Annotated in this window: 24 protein-coding genes; 19 read left to right on the top strand and 5 right to left on the bottom strand. The window is 62.2% G+C overall.

What is annotated here, in order from left to right; translation table 11 throughout:
- Positions 1-103 precede the first annotated feature (103 nt).
- Together VM99_01830 and VM99_01825 are read left to right on the top strand one after the other, a co-directional pair.
- Entirely contained in the window at positions 104-1,108 is a 1,005-nt protein-coding gene (locus VM99_01830) for an asparaginase (GenBank protein AKJ96847.1), read from the top strand.
- 160 nt (positions 1,109-1,268) lie between these two features.
- Positions 1,269-2,261, top strand: coding sequence for an AraC family transcriptional regulator (locus tag VM99_01825; protein AKJ96846.1), 993 nt, complete (start codon positions 1,269-1,271; stop codon positions 2,259-2,261).
- Between the two features lie 20 nt (positions 2,262-2,281).
- Here the strand turns inward: VM99_01825 and VM99_01820 are convergent, their stop codons facing one another.
- Both VM99_01820 and VM99_01815 read right to left on the bottom strand, forming a co-directional pair.
- Complete coding sequence (locus VM99_01820; protein ID AKJ96845.1) at positions 2,282-2,932, bottom strand: HAD family hydrolase; 651 nt, start codon at positions 2,930-2,932, stop codon at positions 2,282-2,284.
- 212 nt (positions 2,933-3,144) lie between these two features.
- Positions 3,145-3,690 carry an anhydrase gene (locus VM99_01815; GenBank protein AKJ96844.1) on the bottom strand — a complete coding sequence of 182 codons (546 nt, stop codon included), beginning with the start codon at positions 3,688-3,690 and terminating at the stop codon, positions 3,145-3,147.
- A 99-nt stretch (positions 3,691-3,789) separates the two neighbouring features.
- Between VM99_01815 and VM99_01810 the strand changes: the two genes are divergently transcribed.
- The 3 genes from VM99_01810 (at position 3,790) to VM99_01800 (ending at position 8,288) form a co-directional block, all read left to right on the top strand.
- Positions 3,790-5,841 (top strand): oligopeptidase A, encoded by a 2,052-nt coding sequence (locus tag VM99_01810; protein ID AKK01668.1) that lies wholly within the window; start codon positions 3,790-3,792, stop codon positions 5,839-5,841.
- A complete protein-coding gene (locus tag VM99_01805; protein ID AKJ96843.1) occupies positions 5,838-6,116 on the top strand; it encodes a DNA-binding protein in 279 nt (92 codons plus the stop codon). Before VM99_01810 ends, VM99_01805 begins: the two co-directional genes overlap by 4 nt.
- A 123-nt stretch (positions 6,117-6,239) precedes the next feature.
- The gene (locus VM99_01800; GenBank protein AKJ96842.1) at positions 6,240-8,288 is read left to right on the top strand and encodes an oligopeptidase A; all 2,049 of its coding nucleotides are present in this window, start codon (positions 6,240-6,242) and stop codon (positions 8,286-8,288) included.
- Here VM99_01800 and VM99_01795 read toward each other — a convergent pair.
- Positions 8,230-8,910 carry a protein phosphatase gene (locus tag VM99_01795; protein AKJ96841.1) on the bottom strand — a complete coding sequence of 227 codons (681 nt, stop codon included), beginning with the start codon at positions 8,908-8,910 and terminating at the stop codon, positions 8,230-8,232. The genes VM99_01800 and VM99_01795 overlap by 59 nt on opposite strands.
- 185 nt (positions 8,911-9,095) lie before the next feature.
- Here VM99_01795 and VM99_01790 point away from each other — a divergent pair, with 185 nt between their 5' ends.
- The 3 genes from VM99_01790 to VM99_01780 all read left to right on the top strand — a co-directional run bounded on the left by VM99_01790 (position 9,096) and on the right by VM99_01780 (position 12,774).
- Positions 9,096-10,154, top strand: coding sequence for a radical SAM protein (locus VM99_01790; GenBank protein ID AKJ96840.1), 1,059 nt, complete (start codon positions 9,096-9,098; stop codon positions 10,152-10,154).
- A 265-nt stretch (positions 10,155-10,419) separates the two neighbouring features.
- Complete coding sequence (locus tag VM99_01785; GenBank protein ID AKJ96839.1) at positions 10,420-11,151, top strand: carbonate dehydratase; 732 nt, start codon at positions 10,420-10,422, stop codon at positions 11,149-11,151.
- Between the two features lie 93 nt (positions 11,152-11,244).
- Positions 11,245-12,774, top strand: a complete 1,530-nt coding sequence (locus VM99_01780) for a SulP family inorganic anion transporter (GenBank protein ID AKJ96838.1) — start codon at positions 11,245-11,247, stop codon at positions 12,772-12,774.
- A 130-nt stretch (positions 12,775-12,904) separates the two neighbouring features.
- On the opposite strand, the gene VM99_01775 is transcribed toward VM99_01780, so the two are convergent.
- The gene (locus VM99_01775; protein AKJ96837.1) at positions 12,905-13,555 is read right to left on the bottom strand and encodes a hypothetical protein; all 651 of its coding nucleotides are present in this window, start codon (positions 13,553-13,555) and stop codon (positions 12,905-12,907) included.
- A 374-nt stretch (positions 13,556-13,929) separates the two neighbouring features.
- On the opposite strand from VM99_01775, the gene VM99_01770 reads away from it, so the two are divergent.
- From VM99_01770 to VM99_01755, 4 genes are all read left to right on the top strand, one after another.
- A complete protein-coding gene (locus VM99_01770; GenBank protein ID AKJ96836.1) occupies positions 13,930-15,057 on the top strand; it encodes a cytochrome B559 subunit alpha in 1,128 nt (375 codons plus the stop codon).
- An 82-nt stretch (positions 15,058-15,139) separates the two neighbouring features.
- Complete coding sequence (locus tag VM99_01765) at positions 15,140-16,732, top strand: cytochrome oxidase subunit I (protein AKJ96835.1); 1,593 nt, start codon at positions 15,140-15,142, stop codon at positions 16,730-16,732.
- Positions 16,733-16,863: 131 nt separating this feature from the next.
- The gene (locus tag VM99_01760) at positions 16,864-17,415 is read left to right on the top strand and encodes a cysteine synthase (protein ID AKJ96834.1); all 552 of its coding nucleotides are present in this window, start codon (positions 16,864-16,866) and stop codon (positions 17,413-17,415) included.
- A gap of 24 nt (positions 17,416-17,439) precedes the next feature.
- A complete protein-coding gene (locus VM99_01755; protein AKJ96833.1) occupies positions 17,440-18,327 on the top strand; it encodes an MFS transporter in 888 nt (295 codons plus the stop codon).
- 9 nt (positions 18,328-18,336) lie between these two features.
- Here VM99_01755 and VM99_01750 read toward each other — a convergent pair whose 3' ends face one another.
- The gene (locus tag VM99_01750; protein ID AKJ96832.1) at positions 18,337-18,540 is read right to left on the bottom strand and encodes a major facilitator superfamily permease; all 204 of its coding nucleotides are present in this window, start codon (positions 18,538-18,540) and stop codon (positions 18,337-18,339) included.
- A gap of 70 nt (positions 18,541-18,610) precedes the next feature.
- Between VM99_01750 and VM99_01745 the strand changes: the two genes are divergently transcribed.
- The 7 genes from VM99_01745 (at position 18,611) to VM99_01715 (ending at position 25,402) form a co-directional block, all read left to right on the top strand.
- A complete protein-coding gene (locus VM99_01745) occupies positions 18,611-19,348 on the top strand; it encodes a cytochrome oxidase biogenesis protein Surf1,facilitates heme A insertion (GenBank protein AKJ96831.1) in 738 nt (245 codons plus the stop codon).
- The gene (locus tag VM99_01740; protein ID AKJ96830.1) at positions 19,314-19,907 is read left to right on the top strand and encodes a hypothetical protein; all 594 of its coding nucleotides are present in this window, start codon (positions 19,314-19,316) and stop codon (positions 19,905-19,907) included. Before VM99_01745 ends, VM99_01740 begins: the two co-directional genes overlap by 35 nt.
- 10 nt (positions 19,908-19,917) lie before the next feature.
- The gene (locus tag VM99_01735; protein ID AKJ96829.1) at positions 19,918-20,997 is read left to right on the top strand and encodes a cytochrome B561; all 1,080 of its coding nucleotides are present in this window, start codon (positions 19,918-19,920) and stop codon (positions 20,995-20,997) included.
- Positions 20,985-21,884: a protoheme IX farnesyltransferase gene (locus VM99_01730; GenBank protein AKJ96828.1), complete on the top strand. Its 900-nt coding sequence runs from the start codon at positions 20,985-20,987 to the stop codon at positions 21,882-21,884. The genes VM99_01735 and VM99_01730 overlap by 13 nt, the downstream gene beginning before the upstream one ends.
- Entirely contained in the window at positions 21,881-22,516 is a 636-nt protein-coding gene (locus VM99_01725; protein ID AKJ96827.1) for a copper-binding protein, read from the top strand. The genes VM99_01730 and VM99_01725 overlap by 4 nt, the downstream gene beginning before the upstream one ends.
- 767 nt (positions 22,517-23,283) lie before the next feature.
- On the top strand, positions 23,284-23,646 hold the full coding sequence (locus VM99_01720) for a hypothetical protein (GenBank protein ID AKJ96826.1): 363 nt from the start codon (positions 23,284-23,286) through the stop codon (positions 23,644-23,646).
- A gap of 283 nt (positions 23,647-23,929) precedes the next feature.
- Positions 23,930-25,402, top strand: a complete 1,473-nt coding sequence (locus tag VM99_01715; protein AKJ96825.1) for a hypothetical protein — start codon at positions 23,930-23,932, stop codon at positions 25,400-25,402.
- Positions 25,403-25,485 lie beyond the last annotated feature (83 nt).

The raw sequence follows: 25,485 nt of genomic DNA, 5'->3' as shown, positions 1-25,485 counted from the left end.
CATCCCCTGCGCCCGGCGTGACACAGCGTAAGGTCGGCGTCATGCTCGGCCTTATGTTGTGGCAGCCCATTGAAGCTGCCGTTTTCTTTCCTGGAGAACAACCATGAATGCCTCGACCTACCCTGCCGCCCAACACGTCATGGTGCTCTACACCGGCGGCACCATCGGTATGCAAGCCAGCGCCCACGGCCTGGCGCCTGCATCCGGTTTCGAAGCGCGGATGCGCGACTACCTGCACAGCCAACCCGAACTCGTCGTCCCGCAGTGGCGCTTCCGGGAAATGTCGCCTTTGATCGACAGCGCCAACATGACCCCGGACTACTGGCAGCAACTGCGCGAAGCGGTGGTCGAGGCGGTTGATGTGCAAGGGTGCGACAGCGTGCTGATCCTGCACGGCACCGACACCCTGGCCTACAGCGCTGCCGCGATGAGCTTCCAACTGCTCGGCCTGCACGCCCGCGTCTGCTTCACCGGCTCGATGTTGCCGGCGGGCGTGACCGACAGCGACGCCTGGGAAAACCTCAGCGGCGCCCTGGTCGCCCTCGGCCAGGGCCTGGCGCCGGGCGTGCACCTGTATTTCCATGGCGAGCTGCTGCCACCGACCCGCTGCGCGAAAGTGCGCAGCTTCGGCCGTCACCCGTTCAAGCGCCTGGAACGCCAGGGTGGCGGCGCCAAGGCGCCTTCCCTGCCGACGCAACTGAATTACAACCAGCCCAAGCGACTGGCGAACGTCGCGGCGCTGCCGCTGTTTCCCGGCATCAGCGCCGAAATCCTCGATGGCCTGTTGGGCAGCGGTATCCAGGGCCTGGTGCTGGAGTGCTACGGCAGCGGCACCGGGCCCAGCGACAACCCAGCCTTCCTTGCCAGCCTGCAGCGGGCGCGGGACAACGGCGTGGTCGTGGTGGCGGTGACCCAATGCCATGAAGGAGGCGTCGAGCTGGATGTGTACGAGGCCGGCAGTCGCCTGCGGGGCGTCGGCGTGTTGTCCGGTGGTGGCATGACCCGCGAAGCGGCGTTCGGCAAGTTGCAGGCGTTGATTGGCGCCGGCTTGCCGGTGGACGAGGTTCGCCGGTTGGTCGAGCTGGATTTGTGTGGCGAACTCGCCTAAGGTAGGCCCGTAACCTGTGGCGAGGGAGCTTGCTCCCGCTTGAGCGCGAAGCGCTCACAGCACAGAAGGAGCAAGCTCTCTCGCCACAGCATCCCTATGCCAACGAAAGGTACGGCACACAACTTGCTCGATCTCCAGCTTCCCCAGGCTGGAAACGGACATGCTGCATTCCCACCTCACCACCCTCAACGCCGTCTCCCTGGTGCTCAACGCCTTCAAGCACGAAGGGTTGCCCAGTGACGCCCTGTTGGCCGGCAGCGGCATCAGCACGGCGGACCTGAGCCGGGCCGACACGCGCATCACCACCAATCAGGAGATGCAGGTCTGCGCCAACGCCGTGGCCCTCAAGCGGGACATCGGCCTGGAACTGGGGCGGGACATGCACGTGTCCTCCTACGGCATGCTCGGCTATGCGCTGCTCACCAGTGCCACCTTAGGTGACGCTTTGCGCCTGGCGCTGCACTACCCGGCGCTATTGGGAACACTCTTTGAACTGAACCTGGACGACGATGGCGAGTACGTCTGGCTCAGCGCCAGCGACTATCGAGAGAACCCGGCCCTGGCGGTGTTCAACGCCGAGTTCTGCATGGTTTCGCTGAAAGTCATCTGCAACGACCTGCTCGGCCATCCGCTGCCCTTGCGCGCGGCACGCTTCGAACATGCGGCGCCGGATTACCAGGCCCGGTATAACGCGCACTTCGATTGCCCGGTGCGCTTCAACAGCCTGGACAACGGGTTCGCCTTCGACCGCCAATGGCTCGGGCAACCCCTGCCCCTGGCCGACCCCATCACCCACCACGCCATGGCCGAACGTTGCCGCAGGCAGAACACCGAATTCACCGGCCGCCAAGCCTGGCTGGGGCGGATCCGCCAGTTACTCAGCGCTCAATTGGACGCCGCCCCCGGGCTGGAAAGCCTGGCCGAACAGATGAACTGCTCGGCGCGCACCTTACGCCGGCACCTCAAGGAGCTGGGTTGCAGCTACCAGGAGCTGCTGGACGAGCTGCGCTTCGAACGGGCCAAGCAGATGCTGTGCGAGGACCAACTGCCGATCTACCGGATCGCCGAGCTGCTCGGCTTCAGTGAAACCGCCAGCTTCCGCCACGCTTTCGTACGCTGGAGCGGCGTAGCGCCGAGCCAGTTCAGGCCTTGAGCCATTCGATGAAGATTTAACTAGCCGCGCACAAACGCCCGGTGCAACGCGTCCACCGTCTGGAAGTGATAGGCCGGGCTTTCGGCACACAACTCCTCATGGCTGCCAAACCCATACCCCACTGCCGCCGCGTCCAGGCCATTGCTGCGGGCGCCGATCAGGTCGTGCTTGCGGTCGCCGATCATCAGGGTGTCGCTCGGGTCGAGGTTTTCTTCGGCCAGCAGGTGGGCGATCAGCTCGACCTTGTCGGTACGGGTGCCGTCCAGTTCGCTGCCGTAGATCACCTTGAAGTGCCGGGCGAAGTCGAAGTGGCGGGCGATTTCCCGAGCGAAGACCCAGGGCTTGGACGTCGCGATGTACAGCTGCCGGCCCTGCCCGCCCAGGGTTTCCAGCAACGGCATCACGCCGTCGAAGACGCGGTTTTCATAAAGCCCGGTGACCTTGAAACGCTCACGGTAGAAATTCACCGCCTCCCAGGCCTTCGCCTCATCGAAGCCATAAAACTGCATGAACGCCTGCAACAGCGGCGGGCCGATGAAATGTTCGAGGCGGGTCAGGTCGGGTTCGTCGATGCCCAGCTTGCTCAAGGCAAACTGGATCGAACGGGTGATGCCCTCGCGCGGGTCGGTGAGGGTGCCGTCGAGGTCGAAGAGTAGGGTTTGGTAGTGCATTAAAACTCCTGGGTGGTCATGCAGTTCACTCGAAGGGCTTGACTGAAACTGTGGCGAGGGGATTTATCCCCGCTGGGCTGCAGAGCAGCCCCTAACAAGCTGATCGCAATCGAACATGAAGCATCGCGCCAACTGGTTTGGGGCCGCTGCGCAGCCCAACGGGGATAAATCCCCTCGTCACAATGGTCATTCGACATGCTTAAGTGGGCGATTCAGATCCGGTCATAACCCTCGGCCAGGTGCAGGTCCTTGAGCTTCACGTAGTTCGCCGCGCTGTAGGTGAAGAACGCACGCTCCTTGTCGGTCAGTGGCCGGGCCTGTTTCACCGGGCTGCCGACGTACAGGAAGCCGCTCTCCAGCCGCTTGCCCGGCGGCACGAGGCTGCCGGCACCGATGATCACGTCGTCCTCGACCACGGCGCCATCCATCACGATGCTGCCCATGCCGATCAACACCCGGCTGCCCACGCTGCAGCCATGGAGCATGACCTTGTGGGCGATGGTCACGTCGTCGCCGACCCGCAATGGAAAACCGTCGGGGTTGAAAGGCCCGGCGTGGGTGATGTGCAGCACGCAGCCGTCCTGGACGCTGGTGCGGGCACCGATGCGGATATGGTGCATGTCGCCACGAATGACGGTCAGCGGCCAGACGGAGCTGTCTTCACCGATCTCGACGTCGCCGATCACCACCGCGGTGCTGTCGACAAAGGCGCCCCGGGCAAGCCGTGGGCTGTGGTTCTGGTACGTGCGAAGGGTCACGATAGGCTCTCTCTTTTCGGCTGATAGGTGCTGCTAGCTGCGGTGAGCGTCGATTGTAATTAAGATGGCCCCATGTTTCTTCCAGCCAAGGTGCCAACCGTGAGCGTGAACAACCCTCTTTTGCAACCCTATGACCTGCCGCCATTCTCGGCGATTCGTGCCGAGCATGTGCAACCGGCCATCGAGCAGATCCTGGCTGACAACCGCGCGGCCATCGCGCAAATCCTCAAGAGCCAGGGGCAGCAGCCGACCTGGGCCGGCCTGGTGCTGGCGATGGACGAACTCAATGACCGCCTCGGCGCTGCCTGGAGCCCGGTCAGCCATTTGAACGCCGTGCGTAACAGCCCCGAACTGCGCGAGGCCTACGAGGCCTGCCTGCCGGCGCTGAGTGCGTACTCCACCGAACTGGGCCAGAACCGCGAACTGTTCCAGGCATTCGAAGCCCTGGCGCGCAGCCCCGAAGCCGCCGGGTTCGACGTCGCGCAAAAAACCATCCTCGAGCATTCGCTGCGGGACTTCCGTCTGTCGGGTATCGACCTGCCGCCCGAGCAGCAGAAGCGCTACGCCGAGGTGCAGAGCACCTTGTCCGAGCTGGGCAGCCGCTTCTCCAACCAACTGCTGGACGCCACCCAGGCCTGGACCAAGCACGTCACTGACGAAGCCGCCCTCGCCGGCCTCACCGACTCGGCCAAGGCGCAGATGGCCGCCGCCGCGCAGGCCAAGGGGTTGGACGGCTGGCTGATCAACCTGGAATTCCCCAGCTACTACGCGGTGATGACCTACGCCGAAGACCGCGCCCTGCGTGAAGAGGTCTACGCGGCCTACTGCACCCGCGCCTCGGACCAGGGCCCGAATGCCGGCCAGAACGATAACGGCCCGGTGATGGAACAGATCCTCGACCTGCGCCAGGAGCTGGCCCAACTGCTGGGCTTCGCCAATTTCGCCGAGTTGAGCCTGGCGACCAAAATGGCTGAGTCCAGCGACCAGGTGCTCGGTTTCCTGCGGGACCTGGCCAAGCGCAGCAAACCGTTCGCCGCACAGGACCTGGAGCAGTTGAAGGCCTTCGCCGCCGAACAGGGCTGCCCCGACCTGCAAAGCTGGGACAGCGGCTTCTATGGCGAAAAACTGCGCCAGCAGCGCTACAGCGTTGCCCAGGAAGCCCTGCGTGCCTACTTCCCGATCGACAAGGTACTGGGCGGCCTGTTCGCCATCGTGCAACGCCTCTATGGCATCGAGATCGCCGAACTGAAAGGTTTCGACACCTGGCATCCGGACGTTCGCCTGTTCGAGATCAAGGAGAATGGCCAACACGTCGGCCGTTTCTTCTTCGACCTCTATGCCCGCGCCAACAAACGCGGCGGTGCCTGGATGGATGGCGCGCGCGACCATCGGCGCACCCTCGACGGCTCGCTGCAAAGCCCGGTGGCCAACCTGGTGTGCAACTTCACCCCGGCCGACAGCGGCAAGCCGGCGCTGCTGACCCACGACGAGGTCACCACGCTGTTCCACGAATTCGGCCATGGCCTGCACCACCTGCTGACCCGTGTCGAGCATGCAGGCGTGTCCGGCATCAACGGCGTGGCCTGGGATGCCGTGGAGCTGCCGAGCCAGTTCATGGAAAACTGGTGCTGGGAGCCCGAAGGCCTGGCGCTGATTTCCGGCCACTATGAAACCGGCGAACCGCTGCCCCAGGACCTGCTGGAAAAAATGCTCGCGGCGAAAAACTTCCAGTCCGGCCTGATGATGGTCCGTCAACTGGAGTTCTCGCTGTTCGACTTCGAGCTGCACGCGACCCACGGCGACGGCCGCAGCGTGCTGCAAGTGCTCGAAGGCGTGCGCGACGAGGTGTCGGTCATGAGGCCGCCGGCCTACAACCGCTTCCCCAACAGCTTCGCGCACATCTTTGCCGGCGGCTACGCGGCGGGCTACTACAGCTACAAATGGGCGGAAGTGTTGTCGGCCGACGCGTTCTCGAAGTTCGAAGAGGACGGCGTGCTCAACGCCGACACCGGCCGCGCGTTCCGCGAAGCCATCCTCGCCCGCGGCGGCTCGCAAGAGCCGATGGTGCTGTTCGTCGACTTCCGTGGCCGTGAGCCGTCGATTGACGCACTCTTGCGCCATAGCGGCCTGACCGAGGACGCGGCAGCATGAGCGAGGGGCCTGTGATCACCAAACGACGCTTCATCGCCGGGGCGGTCTGCCCGGCGTGCAGTGAGCCGGACAAGCTGATGATGTGGAACGAAGACGGCGTACCCCACCGCGAATGCGTGGCCTGCGGTTATTCCGACACACTCAACGAGCAAGGCCTGTCGGTGCCCAAGGAACTGGGCACGCGCGTCAACACCTCGGCGCCCAAGGTGCCGGACGCCAAGGTCCAGGCGGTGCAGTTCTTCCCCAACCCCAAGTTGAAGAAGAAAACCGACTGAAACCTGCGGTGTGACCTCCCGACCCGCCCGGAAGATCACACCACAGGCCATACATAGTTACCGCCCGGCACGCGGCCTTCCTTCCCAGACTGTCCAGCACGTACAGACTGACAGGAAGGCCTCATGCCCGACGACAACCCGCTGTTGCAGGCCTATGACCTGCCCCCGTTCGCACAGATCCAGGCCCGCCATTTCTCGCCGGCCCTCGACCGGATCCTGGCCGAGAGCCGCGCCCAAGTGGCCGACATCATCAAGACCCAGACGCCCTTTCCCACGTGGGACGACCTCGTGTTGGCCATGGACGCCATCCATTCGCGACTGGAGGGTTTCGGTTATCTGCTGCACCTGCTGACCTCGACCCGCACAGGGGACGCCTGGGCGCAGGTGGCCCTCGATTGCAGCGAACGGCTGCATGATTTCCAAGCCTGGCTGAAACGCCATCCCATGCTGTTCACGCTCTACCGGCGCCTGGCGGACAGCGCGATCGCCCGGCATTTTTCACCGGCGCGCAAGCGAGTGCTGGAGAAAATCCTGCGGCGCTTGCACCACAGCGGCGCGGCGGAGAGCTTGCCGGCCGACCTGGGCGTGTTGAAGCTGCGCATCAAGGAAGTCCAGGGATTGTTCCTGGAGAACCTGCACATGGCCACCCAGGCCTGGCGCATGACGTTTGACGATGAAGCCCGGTTGCGTGGCCTGCCGACCCGGTTCAAGCGGCAGATGGCCCGCCAGGCGCGGGAAGCCGGGCACGGCGGATGGCTGCTAACCCTCAGCGACGAGGCGTATGGCCTCGTCAGCCAATACGCCGACGATCGCTTGCTGCGCCAGCAGGTGCACGAAGCCTACAGCACCCGCGCATCGGATCAGGGACCCCACGCGGGGCAGTTCGACAACAGCGACATGCTCCGGCAATTGCTCGATGACCGGCATCGGTACGCCACGTCCCTGGGCTACACCGACTTTGCCCAGATGGCGATCGAGCCGGAGCAAGCCACGTCCACCGAAGAAGTGCGAGCGTTCCTGCGGCGCCAACTCGAACGCCAGCAGCGTCACCTCAAGCGCGACGCCGACCAGCTCAAGGCGTTTGCCGCGCAGCAAGGCCTCGACGAACTCCAGCCTTGGGATTACCCGTACCTGGCCAACCAACTTCGCCAACAAGCGGCCGGCGCATCCAAGGAGGCGCTGAGCGTCTGGTTCGCACTGGACGCCACTTTTGCACAGCTGTTGCAGATGGCCACGACGCTGTTCGGCGTCGACTTCGTCGAGCGCCAGGAGGTGGCGACCTGGCACTCGGACGTGCGTCTTTACGAGGTCCGTGAATGGGGGGCGGTGATCGGCTACCTGTATTTCGATCCGTTTTCGGCCCCCAACCGAGACGGTTTCCCCCACACCAGCACCCTGCGAAACCGCCATATCACCGCCGAGGGCCGCCCTCGACACCCCATTGCCGTACTGCATGGCTGGCTGCCGCGCAGCGAGGGGCCGGAGCCGGTGCTGCTCGACCACCTGCAACTGCGCATCCTGTTCCACGAGTTCGGCCATTGCCTGCAGCATGTGTTGACCCGCGCCGACTATCGCGACCTGTCGGGCATCAACGGCCTGTCTCGCGACACCGCCGAGTTTGCCGGGGTCTTGTTCGAGCAATGGTGTTTTTCCAGGCAGGGCCTGGTGCGCGTCGCGCGGCACTACCAGAGCGGCGAAGCCATGCCCGACACGGTCGCCGACCAGTTGCTGACCTTCACCCGGACCCAGGCCAGTTGGGAAACCGCCGTGCTGTTGCGCAACGCGCTGTTCGACCTGGAACTGCACCGCACCCACGGCGACGGGCGCAGCGCCCAGCAGGTCTTCGATCAAGCCAACGCTCAATTGCAGCACCTGCCGGTGACCACGACCGAACGCTGGCCCAACAGCCTGGATTACCTGGTGACCGGCTACGAGGCAAAGCTCTACGCCTACGCCTGGACGAAGGAGTTGGCCGCCAGTGTGTTCCACCGGTTCAAGCGCGAGGGGCTGTTCAACCCGGCCACCGGCCGCGCACTGCGTGAAATCATTTTTGCACCGGGGGACTCGCGACCGTTGTCCGAATCCATCGCCGCCTTTGCAGGCGCACCGCCAATCAGTGGTCCGGCCGGACCATCTGCGGATCGAGGTGCGGGGCCGAGACGGTCGAGTTGACCCAGCTTTCCAGGGAACACAGCGCGAAGACGCTGGTGCTGCAGTCACCGTTCGCCAACGCCAGACGGAGTTTCTCCACATCGGCCTGCATCACGTAACGAACACCGTCCTTGAAGTGATGGCTGTCACCGAAGCCGCCCTCTGTCATCTCGTTCAAGGCGTCCTCTTTGCTCCAGCCCTGCACCACCACCCGGTACATGGCCGCCACCAGCCCGGTTCGATCCGAGCCGTGCTTGCAGTGCATCAGCACCGGCCCCTTGGCTTCCGCGGCCTGGACGGCGCGCAGGGCGCGAAGGATGTCGCTGTCGTCGACGTGATTGGTGCGATAAGGCAGCCGGACCTGTTCAATACCAGGGTCGGAGAGCCAGCGCGCATCCGATTCCGGCAGGAACGTGATAACCGTGCCGATCCGCAGCTTCGTCAGCAATGGCATAGCGCCGCCGTTCGGCAAGGAGCTGCGGTAAAGCGTGGGCGACATCTGGTAAAGGTTGTAATCCTTTTCCACAGGCTGCGCCCACTCAGGGGGCCGCGTCTGCACGGCATCCGCCGCCTGGGCGGGCATTTCGGCCAGCCCAATGAGCAAGGCCAGGCAACACAGTGAACGGGAGCAGAGCTTGAACATGCACGGACGACCGGAAACAAAAGGGTTCGAAGGTGCGCAGTGTCGGCTCGCTCCGGTTAAAAACCCGTAAGCAGGACGTCAAAGTGTTGTGAATTGCGTTCGGTGATGACCGGGCCGCTGAATGGCACTGGTCCAAAGGCAGAGGGCGATATACTGTATGCTCATACAGCTTCGGAGTATTAGCCATGTCAGCCCCCCTGCCGCCACGTGGCCGTGGCACCGCGGCCAACCCGCACAACCGCTTCGCCCCCAGCCGCTCGGTGGTCGAGGATGACGGCTGGTATCAGGAAGTGCCGCCGACCCAGGGCACCGAAATCCGCTTCGAAACGGCGAAGACCATCATCACCCGCAACACCTCGCCGGACATCCCTTTCGATCGCTCGATCAACCCCTACCGCGGCTGTGAGCACGGCTGCATCTACTGTTACGCCCGTCCCAGCCATGCGTACTGGGACATGTCGCCGGGGCTGGATTTCGAAACCCGGCTGATCGCCAAGAGCAACGCCGCCGATGTGCTGGAAGAACAGCTGTCCAAGCGTGGCTATCAATGCGCGCCGATCAACCTGGGCTCCAACACCGACCCCTACCAGCCCATCGAGCGCGAGCAGCGCATCACCCGCAGGGTCCTGGAAGTGCTGCTGCGCTACCGCCATCCGGTGACCATCGTGACCAAGGGCTCGCTGATTCTGCGCGACCTGGACCTGCTCACGGAACTGGCCCGCCAGCGGCTGGTGGCGGTGATGATCAGCCTCACCACCCTGGACGATGAGCTCAAGCGCATTCTCGAACCGCGCGCGGCGGCGCCCAAGGCGCGGTTGCGGGCAATCAAGGTCATGCGCGAGGCCGGCATCCCGGTGGGGGTGCTGTGTGCACCGATGATCCCGATGATCAACGACAGCGAGATCGAAGCCCTGCTGGCCGAGGCCCACGCCGCCGGCGCCCAGTCGGCGTCGTACATCATGTTGCGTCTGCCCTTGGAGGTGGCGCCGCTGTTCGAGCAATGGCTGCAGGCGCACTACCCGCAGCGCGCCGCCCACGTGATGAGCCTGGTCCGCCAGAGCCGTGGTGGCGAACTGTACGACAGCCAGTTCGGCAGCCGCATGCGCGGCGAAGGCCCCTTCGCCGACCTGCTGGCCCAGCGTTTCACCAAGGCGATCAAGCGCCTGGGGCTGGATCGGCGCGAAGGCTACACGCTCGATTGCGACGCCTTTTGTCCGCCGGGCCGACAAATGTCCTTGATTTGAATACAGTTGACCTTGAAACAGCGTTAAAACAACGTTCACACACCGTTCACACACCGGGGCCAGGCCCCGTTGGGTTGTGATTCATGCCTTGTAATCTACGTCCTAGAGCCGTTGATTCAGTTTGAGTTAAGTTTCGGCCGCTACCTTGTTTCACGAGTGACTGACGGGTCGAACCCATCGACCTGGACGTTTTTTAACCAGCCACTAGTGGCCAGTGTGACTGGATCCGTCACGTTGGACACCGAACCGTCAAAGAGGATGAATCATGAGTGACAAGGATAAACAGCCGTTGGCTGCGTCGGCTTCAGCCCAACCCGAGGCGGAGACCGCCGATGCAGCGCTGCAGCATATTGTTGACGGCTTTTTGCATTTCCATCACGAAGTCTTCCCACAGCAGGAAGAGCTCTTCAAGAAACTCGCCACCGCCCAATCTCCCCGGGCGATGTTCATCACCTGCGCGGACTCGCGCATCGTGCCCGAGTTGATCACCCACAGTTCCCCCGGCGACCTGTTCGTCACCCGTAACGTCGGCAACGTCGTCCCGCCCTACGGGCAGATGAACGGCGGCGTGTCCACGGCCATCGAGTACGCCGTGCTGGCCCTCGGTGTGCAGCACATCATTGTCTGCGGCCATTCCGATTGCGGTGCCATGCGTGCCGTACTCAATCCGCAAACCCTGGAAAAGATGCCCACGGTCAAAGCCTGGCTGCGCCACGCCGAAGTGGCCAAGACCATGGTCCATGACAACTGCCCGTGCGGCGACGAAAAACAGACCATGCCCATCCTCACCGAAGAGAACGTGATCGCACAGTTGCAGCACTTGCGAACGCACCCCTCGGTGGCCTCGCGCATGGCCAGCGGCCAGCTGTTCATCCATGGCTGGGTGTACAACATCGAGACCAGCGAGATCAAAGCCTTCGACGCGGACCGGGGTTGTTTCCTGCCGCTCGACGGTAGCCGACCGATCCCGGTGGCGACGCCCAAAGCGCGCTTCTAACCGCTCCTAATACCATCCTTGCGTGGAACAAAGCCTGCCGCCCTTTCGGCGGTCGGGCCTTGCCATGCCTGAAGAAACTTCGGGAGAGTCGCCATGCGTGCTGCTCAATTAAAAGCTGTTCTGCCACGCGAGCTACTCGCTTCCGTGGTTGTGTTCCTGGTGGCGCTGCCCTTGTGCATGGGCATTGCCATCGCCTCCGGCCTGCCGCCCGCCAAAGGGCTGGTTACCGGCATCATCGGCGGTCTGGTGGTGGGTTTCCTCGCCGGCTCCAAATTGCAGGTCAGTGGCCCGGCCGCCGGGTTGGCGGTGCTGGTCTTCGAACTGGTGCGCCAACATGGCGTGGCGATGCTCGGGCCGATCCTGCTGCTGGCCGGGCTCCTGCAACTGCTGGCCGGGCGCTTTCGCCTCGGCTGCTGGTTCCGGGTGACCGCACCGGCGGTGGTCTACGGGATGCTGGCGGGCATCGGCGTGCTGATCGTGTTGTCCCAGGTCCATGTGATGCTCGACGCGGCGCCCAAGCCGTCCGGGCTGGATAACCTGCTGGCCTTCCCGGCTGCGGTGGGCCAGGCCTTGCCGTCCTTCGGCTGGCAGGCCGGGCTGCTCGGCCTGTCGACGATTGCGGTGATGTGGCTGTGGGAAAAGTTTCGTCCCCACAGCCTGCGCTTCGTCCCCGGCGCCTTGCTCGGCGTAGGCCTGGCGACCATCGCCAGCCTGCTGCTGGCCTTGCAGGTCAAACGCGTGGAAGTCCCGGAAAACCTCGCCGACGCCATCGACTGGCTACGCCCGGCGGACCTATTGAACCTGGCTGACCCGACGGTGCTGATTGCCGCCTTCGCGGTCGCGTTCATCGCCAGCGCCGAAACCCTGTTGTCGGCAGCGGCGGTGGATCGCATGCACAGCGGCGAACGGGCAGACTTCGACCGGGAACTCTCGGCCCAAGGCATCGGCAACATGCTGTGCGGCCTGGTCGGCGCCTTGCCGATGACCGGTGTGATCGTGCGCAGCTCCGCCAACGTCCAGGCCGGGGCAACCACCCGGATGTCGACGATTTTCCACGGCCTGTGGCTGTTGCTGTTCGTGTTGCTGCTGTCCAGTGTGCTGCAGAGCATTCCGGTGGCGAGCCTGGCGGGGGTGCTGGTGTACACCGGTTTCAAACTGGTGGACGTCAAGGCCTTTCGAAACCTGGGCCGCTATGGCCGGATGCCGATGTTCACCTACGCCGCCACGGCGCTGGCCATCATCTTCACCGACCTGCTGACCGGCGTGCTGATCGGTTTCGGCCTGACCCTGGCGAAACTGGCCTGGAAAGCCTCGCGGTTGAAGATCAGCCTGATCGACCTGCCCCAGGAAGGTGAGATGGAACTGCGGCTGGTGGGCGCGGCGACCTTCCTCAAGGTCCCGGCGCTGACCCAGGTGCTGGACACCCTGCCCGAGGGCGTGACGGTGCATGTACCGCTCAATAACCTGAGCTACATCGACCATTCGTGCCTGGAGCTGTTGGAAGAATGGGGCCGGGCGAATGCCAGCAAGGGCTCGAAGCTGTTGATCGAATCCCGCGGGCTCAAGCGTCGGCTGGAGGGGCGGTTGCGCACGACCGTCGGGGTGGGCGCAGCTTCTGCCTGATATCCCCAATCAGTGTGGGAGCGAGCTTGCTCGCGATAGCGGTGTATCAGTCAACGTCAATGTTGGCAGATCCAATGCCATCGCGAGCAAGCTCGCTCCCACAGGGGGTTTGTGAGGATACAGCTCTGGATCAAGCCGCTGGCTGATCCAACTCCAGGCCCAGGCCCAGGCGGCGTGACATGCATGGCCAGCGCTTCCACGCGGCGCCGGTGTTCGGGCTGCTGAGCTTCTCGCGGTAGGTTTCCACCGACTCCAGGGCGAACGTCTCGTCGTTGAGCATCTCGTCGAAGGCGTGATGCACCACTTCATCGAGTTGGTTGGCAAAGGCTTCGCCGATCAACTGGTGGGCAATCAGATTGGCGACCGTCATGTCCAGGGGGATCAGTGGCTGGCCGAAATGCTTGATGTACAGGTCATTGACCTCTTCGACGAATCGATGGGCCAGGTAGGCTTCGTCCAGCAGGCTGTCGAGCCCGACATGGCCGGCCATGATCGTCGGCGGCTGGAGGAAGTACTGTTCGGCGATCTTCAGGACCGGCTTGATCTGCGGCTCGATGCCCGCCTCTTTGGCGACTTCGTTGGCGGCATCCAGCAGGTCAGGCACTTCATCGATGTAGGCGGCGACAAAGCGCGCCAGGACGGCGTTGGCATTCGCCTCGGGCAATTGGATAGCACGGTGCAGGTGAGGTAACTGGTTTTCCAACTGACGGGCCAACTGGCCGGTCTGGGCTTCGTGTTGTTGGGCTTTTTGGATCTGCTCGCGCAATGCGGCGGTGTTCATGACAACTCCAGGGAAACAAAGGCAATGAAATAGGGAAGACATAACTTAGCTGGCGCAAACACACTCCTAAGACCTATTTTTCATAATTGCGCTCTTCCTTGATGCGTCACAGTTATATCGGTTTGCCATCACTCAAGGCCGAATGGTTCTCCATTCGCGGTCCCTGGCGCAAGTCCCCCTGTTTCAAACGATTTACGCGGTCGCGTTGCGAGGTTGCAGTCGCTGTCTATACTCGGGTTGGAATGGAGTTAGCTGATGACACCCGATGCATAGGCAGCAAGGCACGGCGGTCGAGTTCGCAGTCTGATGTAGCCGCTCTCCTTGCCGCAGGCGTTACGCCTACGGGATAACAAGAACGATAAGGGGAACCCGCAATGACGCGACATCCACACGTATGGATGGGCCTCCTGTTGTGGTCGATTTTCAGCCAGGCGCAAGCCGCCTGGACTGTGAATATGGCGCCTGGAGCGACACAGATCAGCAACGCAGTGTTCGACTTGCACATGACCATCTTCTGGATCTGTGTAGTCATCGGCATCATCGTCTTCGGCGCCATGTTCTGGTCGATGATGATGCACCGCCGCTCAACCGGCCAGAATGCCGCCCACTTCCACGAAAACACCCGCGTCGAGATCCTCTGGACGATTGTGCCCTTCGTGATCCTGGTGGCCATGGCGATTCCCGCTACCGCCACGCTGATCAAGATGTATGACTCCAGCGAGTCGGACATCGACATCCAGATCACCGGCTACCAATGGAAATGGCACTACAAATATCTGGGCCAGGACGTCGAGTTCTTCAGCAACCTGGCCACGCCCGCCGAACAGATCCATAACCAGAGCGCCAAGGGCGAGCACTACCTGCTGGAGGTCGACAAGCCGCTGGTGCTGCCGGTCGATGCCAAGGTGCGCTTTCTGGTGACCTCCGCCGACGTGATCCACTCCTGGTGGGTGCCGGCCTTCGCGGTCAAGCGCGATGCGATTCCCGGTTTCGTCAACGAAGCCTGGACCCGCGTCGACAAGCCCGGCGTGTATCGCGGCCAATGCGCCGAACTGTGCGGCAAGGACCACGGGTTCATGCCGATCGTGGTCGAGGTCAAGAGCAAGCCCGACTACGAGAAATGGCTGGGTGAACGCAAGGCCGAAGCCGCGCAGCTCAAGGAGCTGACCAGCAAGGAATGGACCCTCGACGAACTCAAGGAACGTGGCGACAAGATCTACCACACCACTTGCGTGGCCTGTCACCAGGCCGAAGGCCAGGGCCTGCCGCCGATGTTCCCGGCACTCAAGGGTTCGAAGATCGCCACCGGGCCCAAGGCCGATCACTTGAGCATCGTCTTCCACGGCAAGCCCGGCACCGCCATGGCGGCGTTCGGCAAGCAGTTGTCGGAGGTCGATATCGCGGCCGTCGTGACCTATGAACGTAACGCCTGGGGCAACAACAAGGGCGACATGGTCACGCCTAAAGAAGTGCTGGAACTCAAACAGGCGGAAAGCCAATGAGCCGACCTGAAGCGTTTTCCCGCAACCGGTCGGGGCTCGCCGCTCCGCGCCGTCCAGCCCAATCGTTCGAAGGAGACAGGACATGAGTGCTGTGATCGATGACCACGGTCATGCCGGCGCCGACCACGCCCACGGCCCCGCCAAGGGCCTGATGCGCTGGGTACTGACCACCAACCACAAGGACATCGGCACGCTGTACCTGTGGTTCGCCTTCTCCATGTTCCTGCTGGGCGGCTCGTTCGCCATGGTGATCCGCGCCGAGCTGTTCCAGCCCGGCCTGCAGATCGTGGAGCCGGCGTTCTTCAACCAGATGACCACCATGCACGGCCTGGTGATGGTGTTCGGCGCGGTGATGCCGGCCTTCGTCGGCCTCGCCAACTGGATGATCCCGTTGATGATCGGCGCGCCGGACATGGCCCTGCCACGCATGAACAACTTCAGCTTCTGGCTGCTGCCGGCGGCGTTCCTGCTGCTGGTGTCGACGTTGTTCACCGCCGGCGGCGGGCCGAACTTCGGCTGGACCTTCTACGCCCCGCTCTCCACCACCTATGCGCCGGAAAGCGTGACGTTCTTCATCTTCGCCATCCACCTGATGGGCATCAGTTCGATCATGGGCGCGATCAACGTGATCGCCACCATCCTCAACCTGCGCGCCCCCGGCATGACGCTGATGAAAATGCCGCTGTTCGTCTGGACCTGGCTGATCACCGCGTTCCTGCTGATCGCGGTGATGCCGGTGCTGGCCGGCTGCGTGACGATGATGCTGATGGACATCCACTTCGGCACCAGCTTCTTCAGTGCCGCCGGCGGCGGTGACCCGGTGCTGTTCCAGCACGTGTTCTGGTTCTTCGGCCATCCCGAGGTGTACATCATGATCCTGCCGGCCTTCGGTGCCGTCAGCTCGATCATCCCGGCGTTCTCGCGCAAGCCGTTGTTCGGCTACACCTCGATGGTCTACGCCACCGCGGCCATTGCGTTCCTGTCGTTCATCGTCTGGGCGCACCACATGTTCGTGGTGGGCATCCCGCTGGTGGGCGAGCTGTTCTTCATGTATGCCACCTTGCTGATCGCCGTGCCCACCGGCGTGAAGGTGTTCAACTGGGCCAGCACCATGTGGCAAGGCTCGCTGACCTTCGAGACGCCGATGCTGTTCGCCGTGGCGTTCGTGATCCTGTTCTCCATCGGCGGCTTCTCCGGGCTGATGCTGGCCATCGCCCCGGCGGACTTCCAGTACCAGGACACCTACTTCGTGGTCGCGCACTTCCACTACGTACTGGTGCCCGGCGCAATCTTCGGGATCTTCGCCTCGGCCTACTACTGGCTGCCGAAATGGACCGGCCACATGTACGACGAGACCCTGGGCAAGCTGCACTTCTGGCTGTCGTTCATCGGGATGAACATGGCGTTCTTCCCGATGCACTTCGTCGGCCTGGCCGGCATGCCCCGGCGTATTCCCGACTACAACCTGCAGTTCGCCGACTTCAACATGGTCTCGTCCATCGGCGCGTTCATGTTCGGCACCACGCAGATCTTCTTCCTGTTCATCGTGATCAAGACCATCCGTGGCGGCCCACCGGCACCGGCCAAGCCATGGGATGGCGCCGAAGGGCTGGAGTGGAGCGTGCCATCGCCGGCGCCCTACCACACCTTCACTACGCCGCCGGAAGTGAAATGAGATGACACACAGGCCTCCTGTGGGAGCGGGCTTGCTCGCGAATCAGACGACGCGGTCTGACAGAAACACCGCGTCATCGTTCTTCGCGAGCAAGCCCGCTCCCACAGGGTTCTCGGTGAGGATGGGAAACCATGGCTGACTCGATTTCGCTGAAGAAACTGGTCACCCGCCTGCTGGTCGTGGTGGTGGCCATGTTCGTCTTCGGCTTCGCCCTCGTGCCGATCTACGACGTGATGTGCAAGGCGTTCGGCATCAACGGCAAGACTGCCGGGCAGTACGAGGGCGAGCAGGTCACCGATGCGTCGCGGCAGGTGCGTGTGCAGTTCCTGTCGACCAATGCGGTGGACATGCCCTGGGACTTCTACCCCAAGGGCGATCAGTTGGTGGTCCAGCCGGGGGCCGTGAACGAAATGGTCTTCGTCGCGCACAACCCCACCAACCGGCCGATGAGTGCCCAGGCCGTGCCAAGCATCGCGCCGAGCACCGCCGCGGCGTACTTCCACAAGACCGAATGTTTCTGCTTTACCCAGCAAGTGCTGCAACCCGGAGAACGAATCGAAATGCCCATGCGCTTCATCGTCGACCGGGACATGCCCAAGGATGTGAAGCACCTGACGCTGTCCTACACGCTGTTCGATATCACCGCTCGTCATCCACCGGTGGCTCTAAACACTGACCGATAGCGTGCCCGATAAGGAGAACAATAAATGGCAACTCACGAACACTATTACGTTCCGGCCCAGAGCAAATGGCCGATCATCGCCACGGTCGGGATGTTCGTCACGGTGTATGGCCTGGCGACCTGGTTCAACGACTTGAAGGCCGCACGACCGGAATCCCACGGCCCACTCATCTTCTTCATCGGCGGCCTGCTGGTGGCCTACATGCTGTTCGGCTGGTTCGGCGCGGTGATCAAGGAAAGCCGCGCCGGGCTCTACAGCCCGCAGCTCGACCGCTCGTTCCGCTGGGGCATGAGCTGGTTCATTTTCTCGGAGGTGATGTTCTTCGTCGCCTTCTTCGGCGCGCTGTTCTATGTCCGCCATGTGTCGGTGCCGGGCCTGGCGGGCGAAGGTACCAAGGGCCTGTCGCACATGCTCTGGCCCAACTTCGAATACGCCTGGCCGTTGCTGAACAACCCTGACCCGAAACTCTACCCGGCACCCAAGGAGGTCATCAGCCCCTGGGGGCTGCCGCTGCTCAACACCGTGCTACTGGTCAGTTCCAGCGTCACCATCACCATCGCCCACCACGCGCTGAAGAAAGGCCATCGCGGTGCGCTGAAGCTATGGCTGGCGATTACCGTGCTGCTGGGGTGCGCCTTCCTGGGCTTCCAGGCCGAGGAGTACATCCACGCCTACAAGGAACTGGGCCTGACCCTGGGCTCCGGCGTCTACGGCGCCACCTTCTTCATGCTCACGGGGTTCCACGGCGCCCACGTCACCATCGGCACGATCATCCTGTTCGTCATGCTGATGCGCATCCTGCGCGGGCATTTCGACAACGAGCATCAGTTCGGCTTCGAGGCGGCGAGTTGGTATTGGCACTTCGTCGACGTGGTGTGGATCGGCTTGTTCATCTTCGTCTACGTGCTCTAGGAGCACGCGTTACCACGGGGCATGGGACACCAGCTGGCCGCTGAAGAAACCCCAGGCGATCAAGCCGACGGTGACCGCGGCCAAGCCGACCCGAACGGCCAGGGCAATCAGCAGGCGATTGGAATCGCTGTCGTCCTTGACCAGGAAAAACAGGCCGCTGAACAGGCTCGCAACCGTGGCAATCAGCATCAGGACGATGGCCGCTTTTAGCATTGGGGACACTCCGGGGGGACGCGATGCAGGTGAGTATAGCTATCCCGTTCGAGCACTTTCGGACGGCGCCATGAGAGGCTTCCGGCCGGGCCTCGTGCCGACGCTGGTGGTGGCCGTGCTGGTGCCACTGATGGTGTGCCTGGGGTTCTGGCAGTTGAGCCGTGGCGAATACAAGCGCGTGCTCATGCAGCAATACGCCGAGCGCCGCGTGGCGCCCCCGATGGACAGCACCGAACTGGCGCAGACCACCGACCCGGCTTTTCGCGTCGTCGAGCTGCAAGGTCACTTCGACGTCGAGCACAGCATCCTGCTGGACAACCGCCAGCACGACGGCCAGGTCGGCGTCGAACTGCTGCAACCGTTTCTCGACCGTGCAACCGGCGCATGGCTGCTGGTCAATCGCGGCTGGCTGCCATGGCCTGACCGCCGCACGCCCCCCGTCTTCAGCACCCCGGAGCAACCGGTGAGCGTTCAGGCCTGGGTCTATGTCGCACCGGGCGCCACCTTCCAGCTCCACGCCGACCCGGTGGCCGCTCCATGGCCGCGCCTGGTCACCGCCATCGAACCGGACAAGCTCTGGGCGGAACTGGGGCGCAGCGGTTTCAGCTATGAACTGCGCCAGCAAGGCGGCCCGGGCGCCTATCGGACCGACTGGCCGGTAGTGAGCATGGGCCCGGAAAAACACCTCGGTTATGCCGTGCAGTGGTTCGCCATGGCGGCGGCGCTGTTCGGCCTTTTTCTTTATCTCGGATGGCACAACGCAGGGAGACCGCATGGGAAGCACCATGAATCCAACCAACACGTCTGAGGCACCCGCCACGCCCAGCCGGCGCAAAGGGCGCCTGCAACTGCTGCTGATCGTGTTCGGCGTGATCGGGCCGATGATCCTCGCCACCGGCATGTACAAGTTCCAGTTCTGGGTGCCCGACAGCCGCAGCTACCACGGCGAGCTGATCGGCAACGGCCAGACCCGCGCCGAGATCGGCGTGCAGGCCGACGAGCAGCGCTGGCAGATCCTGGTCACCGCCCCGCAGGCGTGCTCGGTGGATTGCCGGCAACTGGTGTACCTGGCCCGGCAGGTGCAGATCGGCCTCGGTCGCGACGCGTCCCGCGCCAGCCATGCCCTGGCCATCGCCCAGCCGCTGGACGCCGAGTACGACGCCCAATTGCAGCGCGAGTATCCGCAACTGCAGCGCTACCCGCTGGACCTGCCGGCCTACCGCAAAGGTGCTCAGGACACGGGCGGCGCCCAGCTGTGGATCATCGACCCCCACAGCAACCTGGTGCTGCGCTACGACGCCCGCGTCAAGGGCAAGGACCTGCTCAACGACCTGCGCCACCTGCTGAAACTGTCGAACATCGGATGAGGGCATCGACATGGCCAAACCTGGATTTCGCCTCGCGCTGTTTGCCACGCTGCTGGCACTGATCGTCGTATTGCTGGGCGCCTACACCCGCCTGACCCACGCCGGCCTCGGTTGCCCGGACTGGCCCGGTTGCTACGGTTTCATCAGCGTGCCCAAGAGCGAAGCCCAACTGGCCCATGCCGAGCTGCATTTTCCCGACGCCCCGGTGGAAGCCCATAAAGGCTGGAACGAGATGGTCCACCGCTACTTTGCCGGGACCCTCGGGCTGCTGATCACCGTGCTCGCCGCCCGGGCCTGGATGAACCGCAGGCACCCCGGCCTGCCGTTGAAATTGCCATTGTTCCTACTCGCCGTGGTCTTCGCGCAAGCGGCGTTCGGCATGTGGACCGTGACCCTCAAGCTCTGGCCGCAGGTGGTCACCGGGCATTTGCTCGGCGGCTTTGCCACCCTGAGCCTGTTGTTTTTGCTGACCTTGCGCCTGTCCGGCGTGTTGCCGGCACTGACCGTGCCCAGGCGCCTGCAACACTGGGCCACCGCCGGGTTGTTGCTGGTGATCGGCCAGATCGCCCTGGGCGGTTGGGTCAGTTCCAACTACGCCGCGGTGGCCTGTATCGACTTCCCCACCTGCCACGGCCAATGGCTGCCGCCGGCGGATTTCGCCAACGGCTTTCACCTGACCCAACACATCGGCCCCAATTACCTGGGCGGGCAGCTCGACAGCGATGCCCGCACCGCCATCCACCTGACCCACCGCATTGGCGCGCTGCTGGTCACGGTGGTGCTGCTGGGGTTGGCCTGGCAGTTGAAGACGGTCGGCATGACCCGCCTCGCCGGCCTTGTGCTAGTGGCGCTGGCGGCGCAAATCACCCTGGGCATCAGCAACGTGCTGTTCCATTTGCCGCTGCCGGTGGCCGTCGCCCACAACGCCGGGGGCGCCGCGCTGCTGCTGACCCTGGTGCTGGTCAATTATCACGCCCGGACCAGCCTGGTCCGGGTCAGGCATCAGGTGCCGCTGCGCTGGCGGTTCACGCCGCATAAGCACGGCGCCAGCCCCATCACGATAAAAGGAGAGATGCCATGGCAACCCTGACCGGTGAACGCCACAGCCGGGCGATCTGGCGCGATTACCTGGAGCTGACCAAGCCCAAGGTGGTGGTGCTGATGCTGATCACCTCGCTGGTAGGCATGTTCCTCGCCACCCGTGCCGGCGTACCGTGGACGGTGCTGGTGTTCGGCAACCTGGGGATCGCCTTGTGCGCCGGTGGCGCGGCGGCGGTCAACCACGTGGTGGACCGGCGCATCGACGCGGTCATGGCCCGTACCCACAAACGGCCACTGGCCGAGGGCCGGGTGTCCCCTGCCGCCGCCCTGACCTTCGCCCTGGCCCTGGCCCTGGCCGGGCAAGCGCTGCTGCTGGCCTTCACCAACCCGCTGACCGCCTGGCTGACCCTGGCCTCCTTGCTGGGCTACGCGGTGGTCTACACCGGTTTCCTGAAACGGGCGACGCCGCAGAACATCGTCATCGGCGGCCTGGCCGGCGCCGCACCGCCGCTGTTGGGCTGGGTGGCCGCTACCGGTCACGTCAGCGCCGAACCGCTGCTGCTGGTGCTGATCATCTTCGCCTGGACCCCACCGCACTTCTGGGCCCTGGCCATCCACCGCAAGGAGGAATACGCCAAGGCCGACATCCCGATGCTGCCGGTGACCCACGGCGAGCACTACACCAAGGTGCATATCCTGCTCTATACCCTGGTGCTGCTGGCGGTGAGCCTGATGCCGTTCGTGATCCAGATGAGCGGGATGCTCTACCTGGTGTGCGCACTGGTGCTCGGCGCGCGGTTCCTGCAATGGGCCGTGGTGTTGTACCGTGGCAGTCGGCCGCATGCGGCGATCAACACCTTCAAGTACTCTATTTACTACTTGTTCCTGCTGTTCATCGCCCTGCTTGTAGATCATTACTTACTGTTGAGCCTATGACTCGAACCCAGAAAACCGTCTTCGCCCTCGTGGCCGTGATCGCGCTGATCCTCGGCCTTACCGTCAACAAGGTGCTGTCCGGCAAGGGCGAAGGCGACCCGACGGGGCTAATCGACGCCGGCATCATCCTGCTGCCCCAGAGCCGCAACCTGCCGGACGTGAAAATGACCGACCAGGACGGCCAACCGGTGACCGTCAACGCATTGAAGGACAAGTGGAGCCTGCTGTTCTTCGGCTACACCTTCTGCCCGGACATCTGCCCGACCACCCTCGCCCAACTGCGCCAGATCAAGAGCGAACTGCCGCCCGCCGCGGTGGACAAACTGCAGATCGTGCTGGTGAGCGTCGACCCGAACCGCGACACGCCCAAGCAGCTCAAGCAATACCTGGGCTACTTCGACCCGCAGTTCAAAGGCCTCACCGCCTCTTCCATCGAAGACCTGCAAAAACTCGCCAATGCGGTGAGCATTCCGTTCATCCCGGCCGACACCAGCAAACCCAACTACACCGTCGATCACAGCGGCAACTTAGCCGTGATTGGACCCGACGGCACTCAACGCGGGTTTATTCGTGCGCCGTTGAATAATCAGAAGCTGGTGGCGCAGTTGCCGGAGATGCTCAAGCGCAAATAACGCCACCAATCCCCTGTGGGAGCGAGCTTGCTCGCGATGAATTCAACACAATCCCCCGTGGCGAGGGAGCTTGCTCCCGCTCGACTGCGCAGCAGTCGCAAAACCAGAGAACTCGGTTTACCTGAAGAAACACCGGGGCCTGCTACGCAGGCCAGCGAGAGCAAGCTCCCTCGCCACAGGTGGTTGTGTCGAGCCGAATATCCAGCCCAACACAACCACTGTGGGAGCGGGCTTGCTCGCGAAAGCGGCGGGTCAGCTTGCATCGATACTGAATGTGCCACCTGTTCGCGAGCAAGCCCGCACACACTGGGCGGCGGTGAACACAGCATCCGCAACAGCCCGGTCCCCCTGTGGGAGCGAGCTTGCTCGCGATAAAAACGACACGGTTTCAGAACAGAACACCCCACCCGATTCGCTAAAAAACCTCTCTCCTACAGCCCCCACCTACACCCCTCCATCAAGCTACGCATCCTTGCGCCTTTACCTACAACTACGCCAGAATCCGCCCGCTTGTGCGCCTTGTTCCTGGGTTCTATCGTTTCCTTGCCACTGCCCATCAGTGGTCGGGTTTAGTAGCCCGGTTAAGGATACGGTCGCATGAGTCTCATCAGTCGGGCATTGCCCGCACTCGATGGTGGCTGTGCGCATGGCGCCTTCGGGCGCGCCGGGTTTTCCGTTTTCCTACCGGTCTACTAACTTGCGCACAGCTGCCTCCCTTTCGTTTAGTAGCGAGACGGTAGCGGCCTACTAACAAAGGAAACGTGAAAATGTTCAAAGCAACTCCAAATCCCCCAGATTCGGCCCCTACCCCGCAATCCGCAAAATCCAAAGCCAAGAAGCAAGACGAAACCACCAAACGCGTGCTCGATCACTACTTGCTACCGAAGCCGGATCAACCCAAAGACGAGCCGAAACCTGGGCAGGTTTTTACCGTCGTGAAAGGCCTCGATAACGAGTGCATGCTCGCTAACCTCAGTGAAACGCTGGCTTCAGCCGATGCCATGGTTAGTGATCTGGCGTTTGACCTGGATGGCTCGCGGCGCCATTTGGCGCTGGGGATACAGCAGTTGATTGAGTTGAGTTCGTTGTTGGCGAATCGGGTGTTGGATAATGTGGAGCCGGGGCGGTAGGTAGACGGTTTCCAAAGGAAAAACCCGGCGTTCTACGCCGGGTTTTAGTTATTCCATTCGCAGACGCGGACACGTATTTCTCTTTCGGCAATAGACCGCAAATGGCTAATAAACTGACGTACGGATAAGAGCCGCTTTGGAAGAAGTCGGCTTTGAGGACACGAAATAGATTTTCCACCTTCGGACTTTCCAAACCTTTTTCCTAGATATCCCTTGCCTCCAAGTTGACGTCTTACCACCCTAACTGCCAAGCTCCTGCATAGCACACAAGCGGAGCAAGTGAATGCCTTCTATGCGCCCCTCGCAGATAACTTTTCAATCTCGGACTGACGGAGGACCATTCGTAGAATTTCTACTCTTCGATAATGAAGGTATTCCGACCGATGATGTTTTGGTTGCAGAACACGGTGAGGTCTACTTCAGCGACCTCACCAAAGATTTTGAAACACCTGAAACTTGGCATCAAATCCTGTCCGTATCTCCGGATGAGATATGCATACACCCAATTCATCAGCGAGGGGGAAGCGCAAACTATGGAACTCCTAAGCACGGCCCTGTACACCAAATTTTACTCGCCAGACCCAAGGCCCACCCATACCGCATTCCAACCAATCGCGACGAGCTTGAAGGTCTTCTTAGCTCACTGCCAGATGGCTTCGCGAAGGATTGGCAAATAGGCTTGGGCCTACTGTGGGAATACCGTTTCATCATTGAGTCGATATCCGATATAGGTGACATACACACCATTGTGATCCATGGCGAGGATGGATCGGATGACGCGAAAATTCACGGAAGCTCGTACTATCTTGGCATTGATAGATATTCGGAGCTGAAGCGCAGCCTTGATCGCTTGAGCCAGAGGCACCAACGCGAGACGCGGTCAGACAAGCAATTGGTTTGTTACACGGGATTAGCCCACGCCGCGGATCCGATTCGAAATCCTGAGCGCCCGAAGAAATTACCTGCCAATGTTCTGACGGACCTTATCAAGCTAGGCAGAGGGCGCTCACAGCTATCTACGGCCGACCAAAAGTCAGCGGTAAACTTGGTGAAGGACAACGCAGATGTAATCGCCAAGAAGACACCCATGATGTTGCTCGACCTCAAAGCGGACATTGAGCGGGTAACTTTAGGTGAGTTAGTTGAGCGCTATAAAAACCTGATGTCCGCCGACGCAAAGAAAGACAGGTGGCAGCAGTTTCTTGTTGACAACCCGTTCATCCTAGACATGGCTTTTTCATATCCAATCAAAGTGGTCTGCGAACGACCATATGTGGGCAGTAAACGGTTCAATGGGCGAGGCGGAAATTATTCGGACTTCTTAGTGGCAGCAAAATCAACAGGTAACGTAGCGCTTATTGAGATCAAACACCCAAAAAAGGATCTACTGAAAACTCCCGCCTATAGGAATAATACGTACGGCCCCTCAATCGAACTGAGTGGTTCTGTTGCGCAGATAATTAATCAACGGGCAAGCCTGCAGAGGGAAATTCTCCAGCTCAAAGAAGATCTGGAGGAGCCAGTACATACGTACGCAGTTCCAGCCATCGTCGTAATTGGCCGCACACCTTCCGATAAACACCAGCGGCGCTCATTCGAACAGTACCGAAATGCTCTTAGGGACGTATCAGTGGTGACTTTTGATGAACTGCAGCGGCGCTTGGAAGACATTCACAAGGCACTTTCACCTTCAGCACCAGCGAACTCCAATCTTGGTCCGAACGCTGGCGCCGAAGAGGATGACATTCCGTTTTAGAGAGCACGGGGACAGACCACGATTATGAGGCGGAGCGAAGTTAACTAAAAATCGTGGTCTGTCCCTAATTTCTGCCGGGTATG

It is taken from the genome of Pseudomonas chlororaphis (genome assembly GCA_001023535.1).
Taxonomy (GTDB): Bacteria; Pseudomonadota; Gammaproteobacteria; order Pseudomonadales; family Pseudomonadaceae; genus Aquipseudomonas; species Aquipseudomonas chlororaphis_E.
The sequence above is the reverse complement of the archived record's forward strand: the minus strand, read 5'-3'. Positions and strand labels throughout refer to the sequence as shown.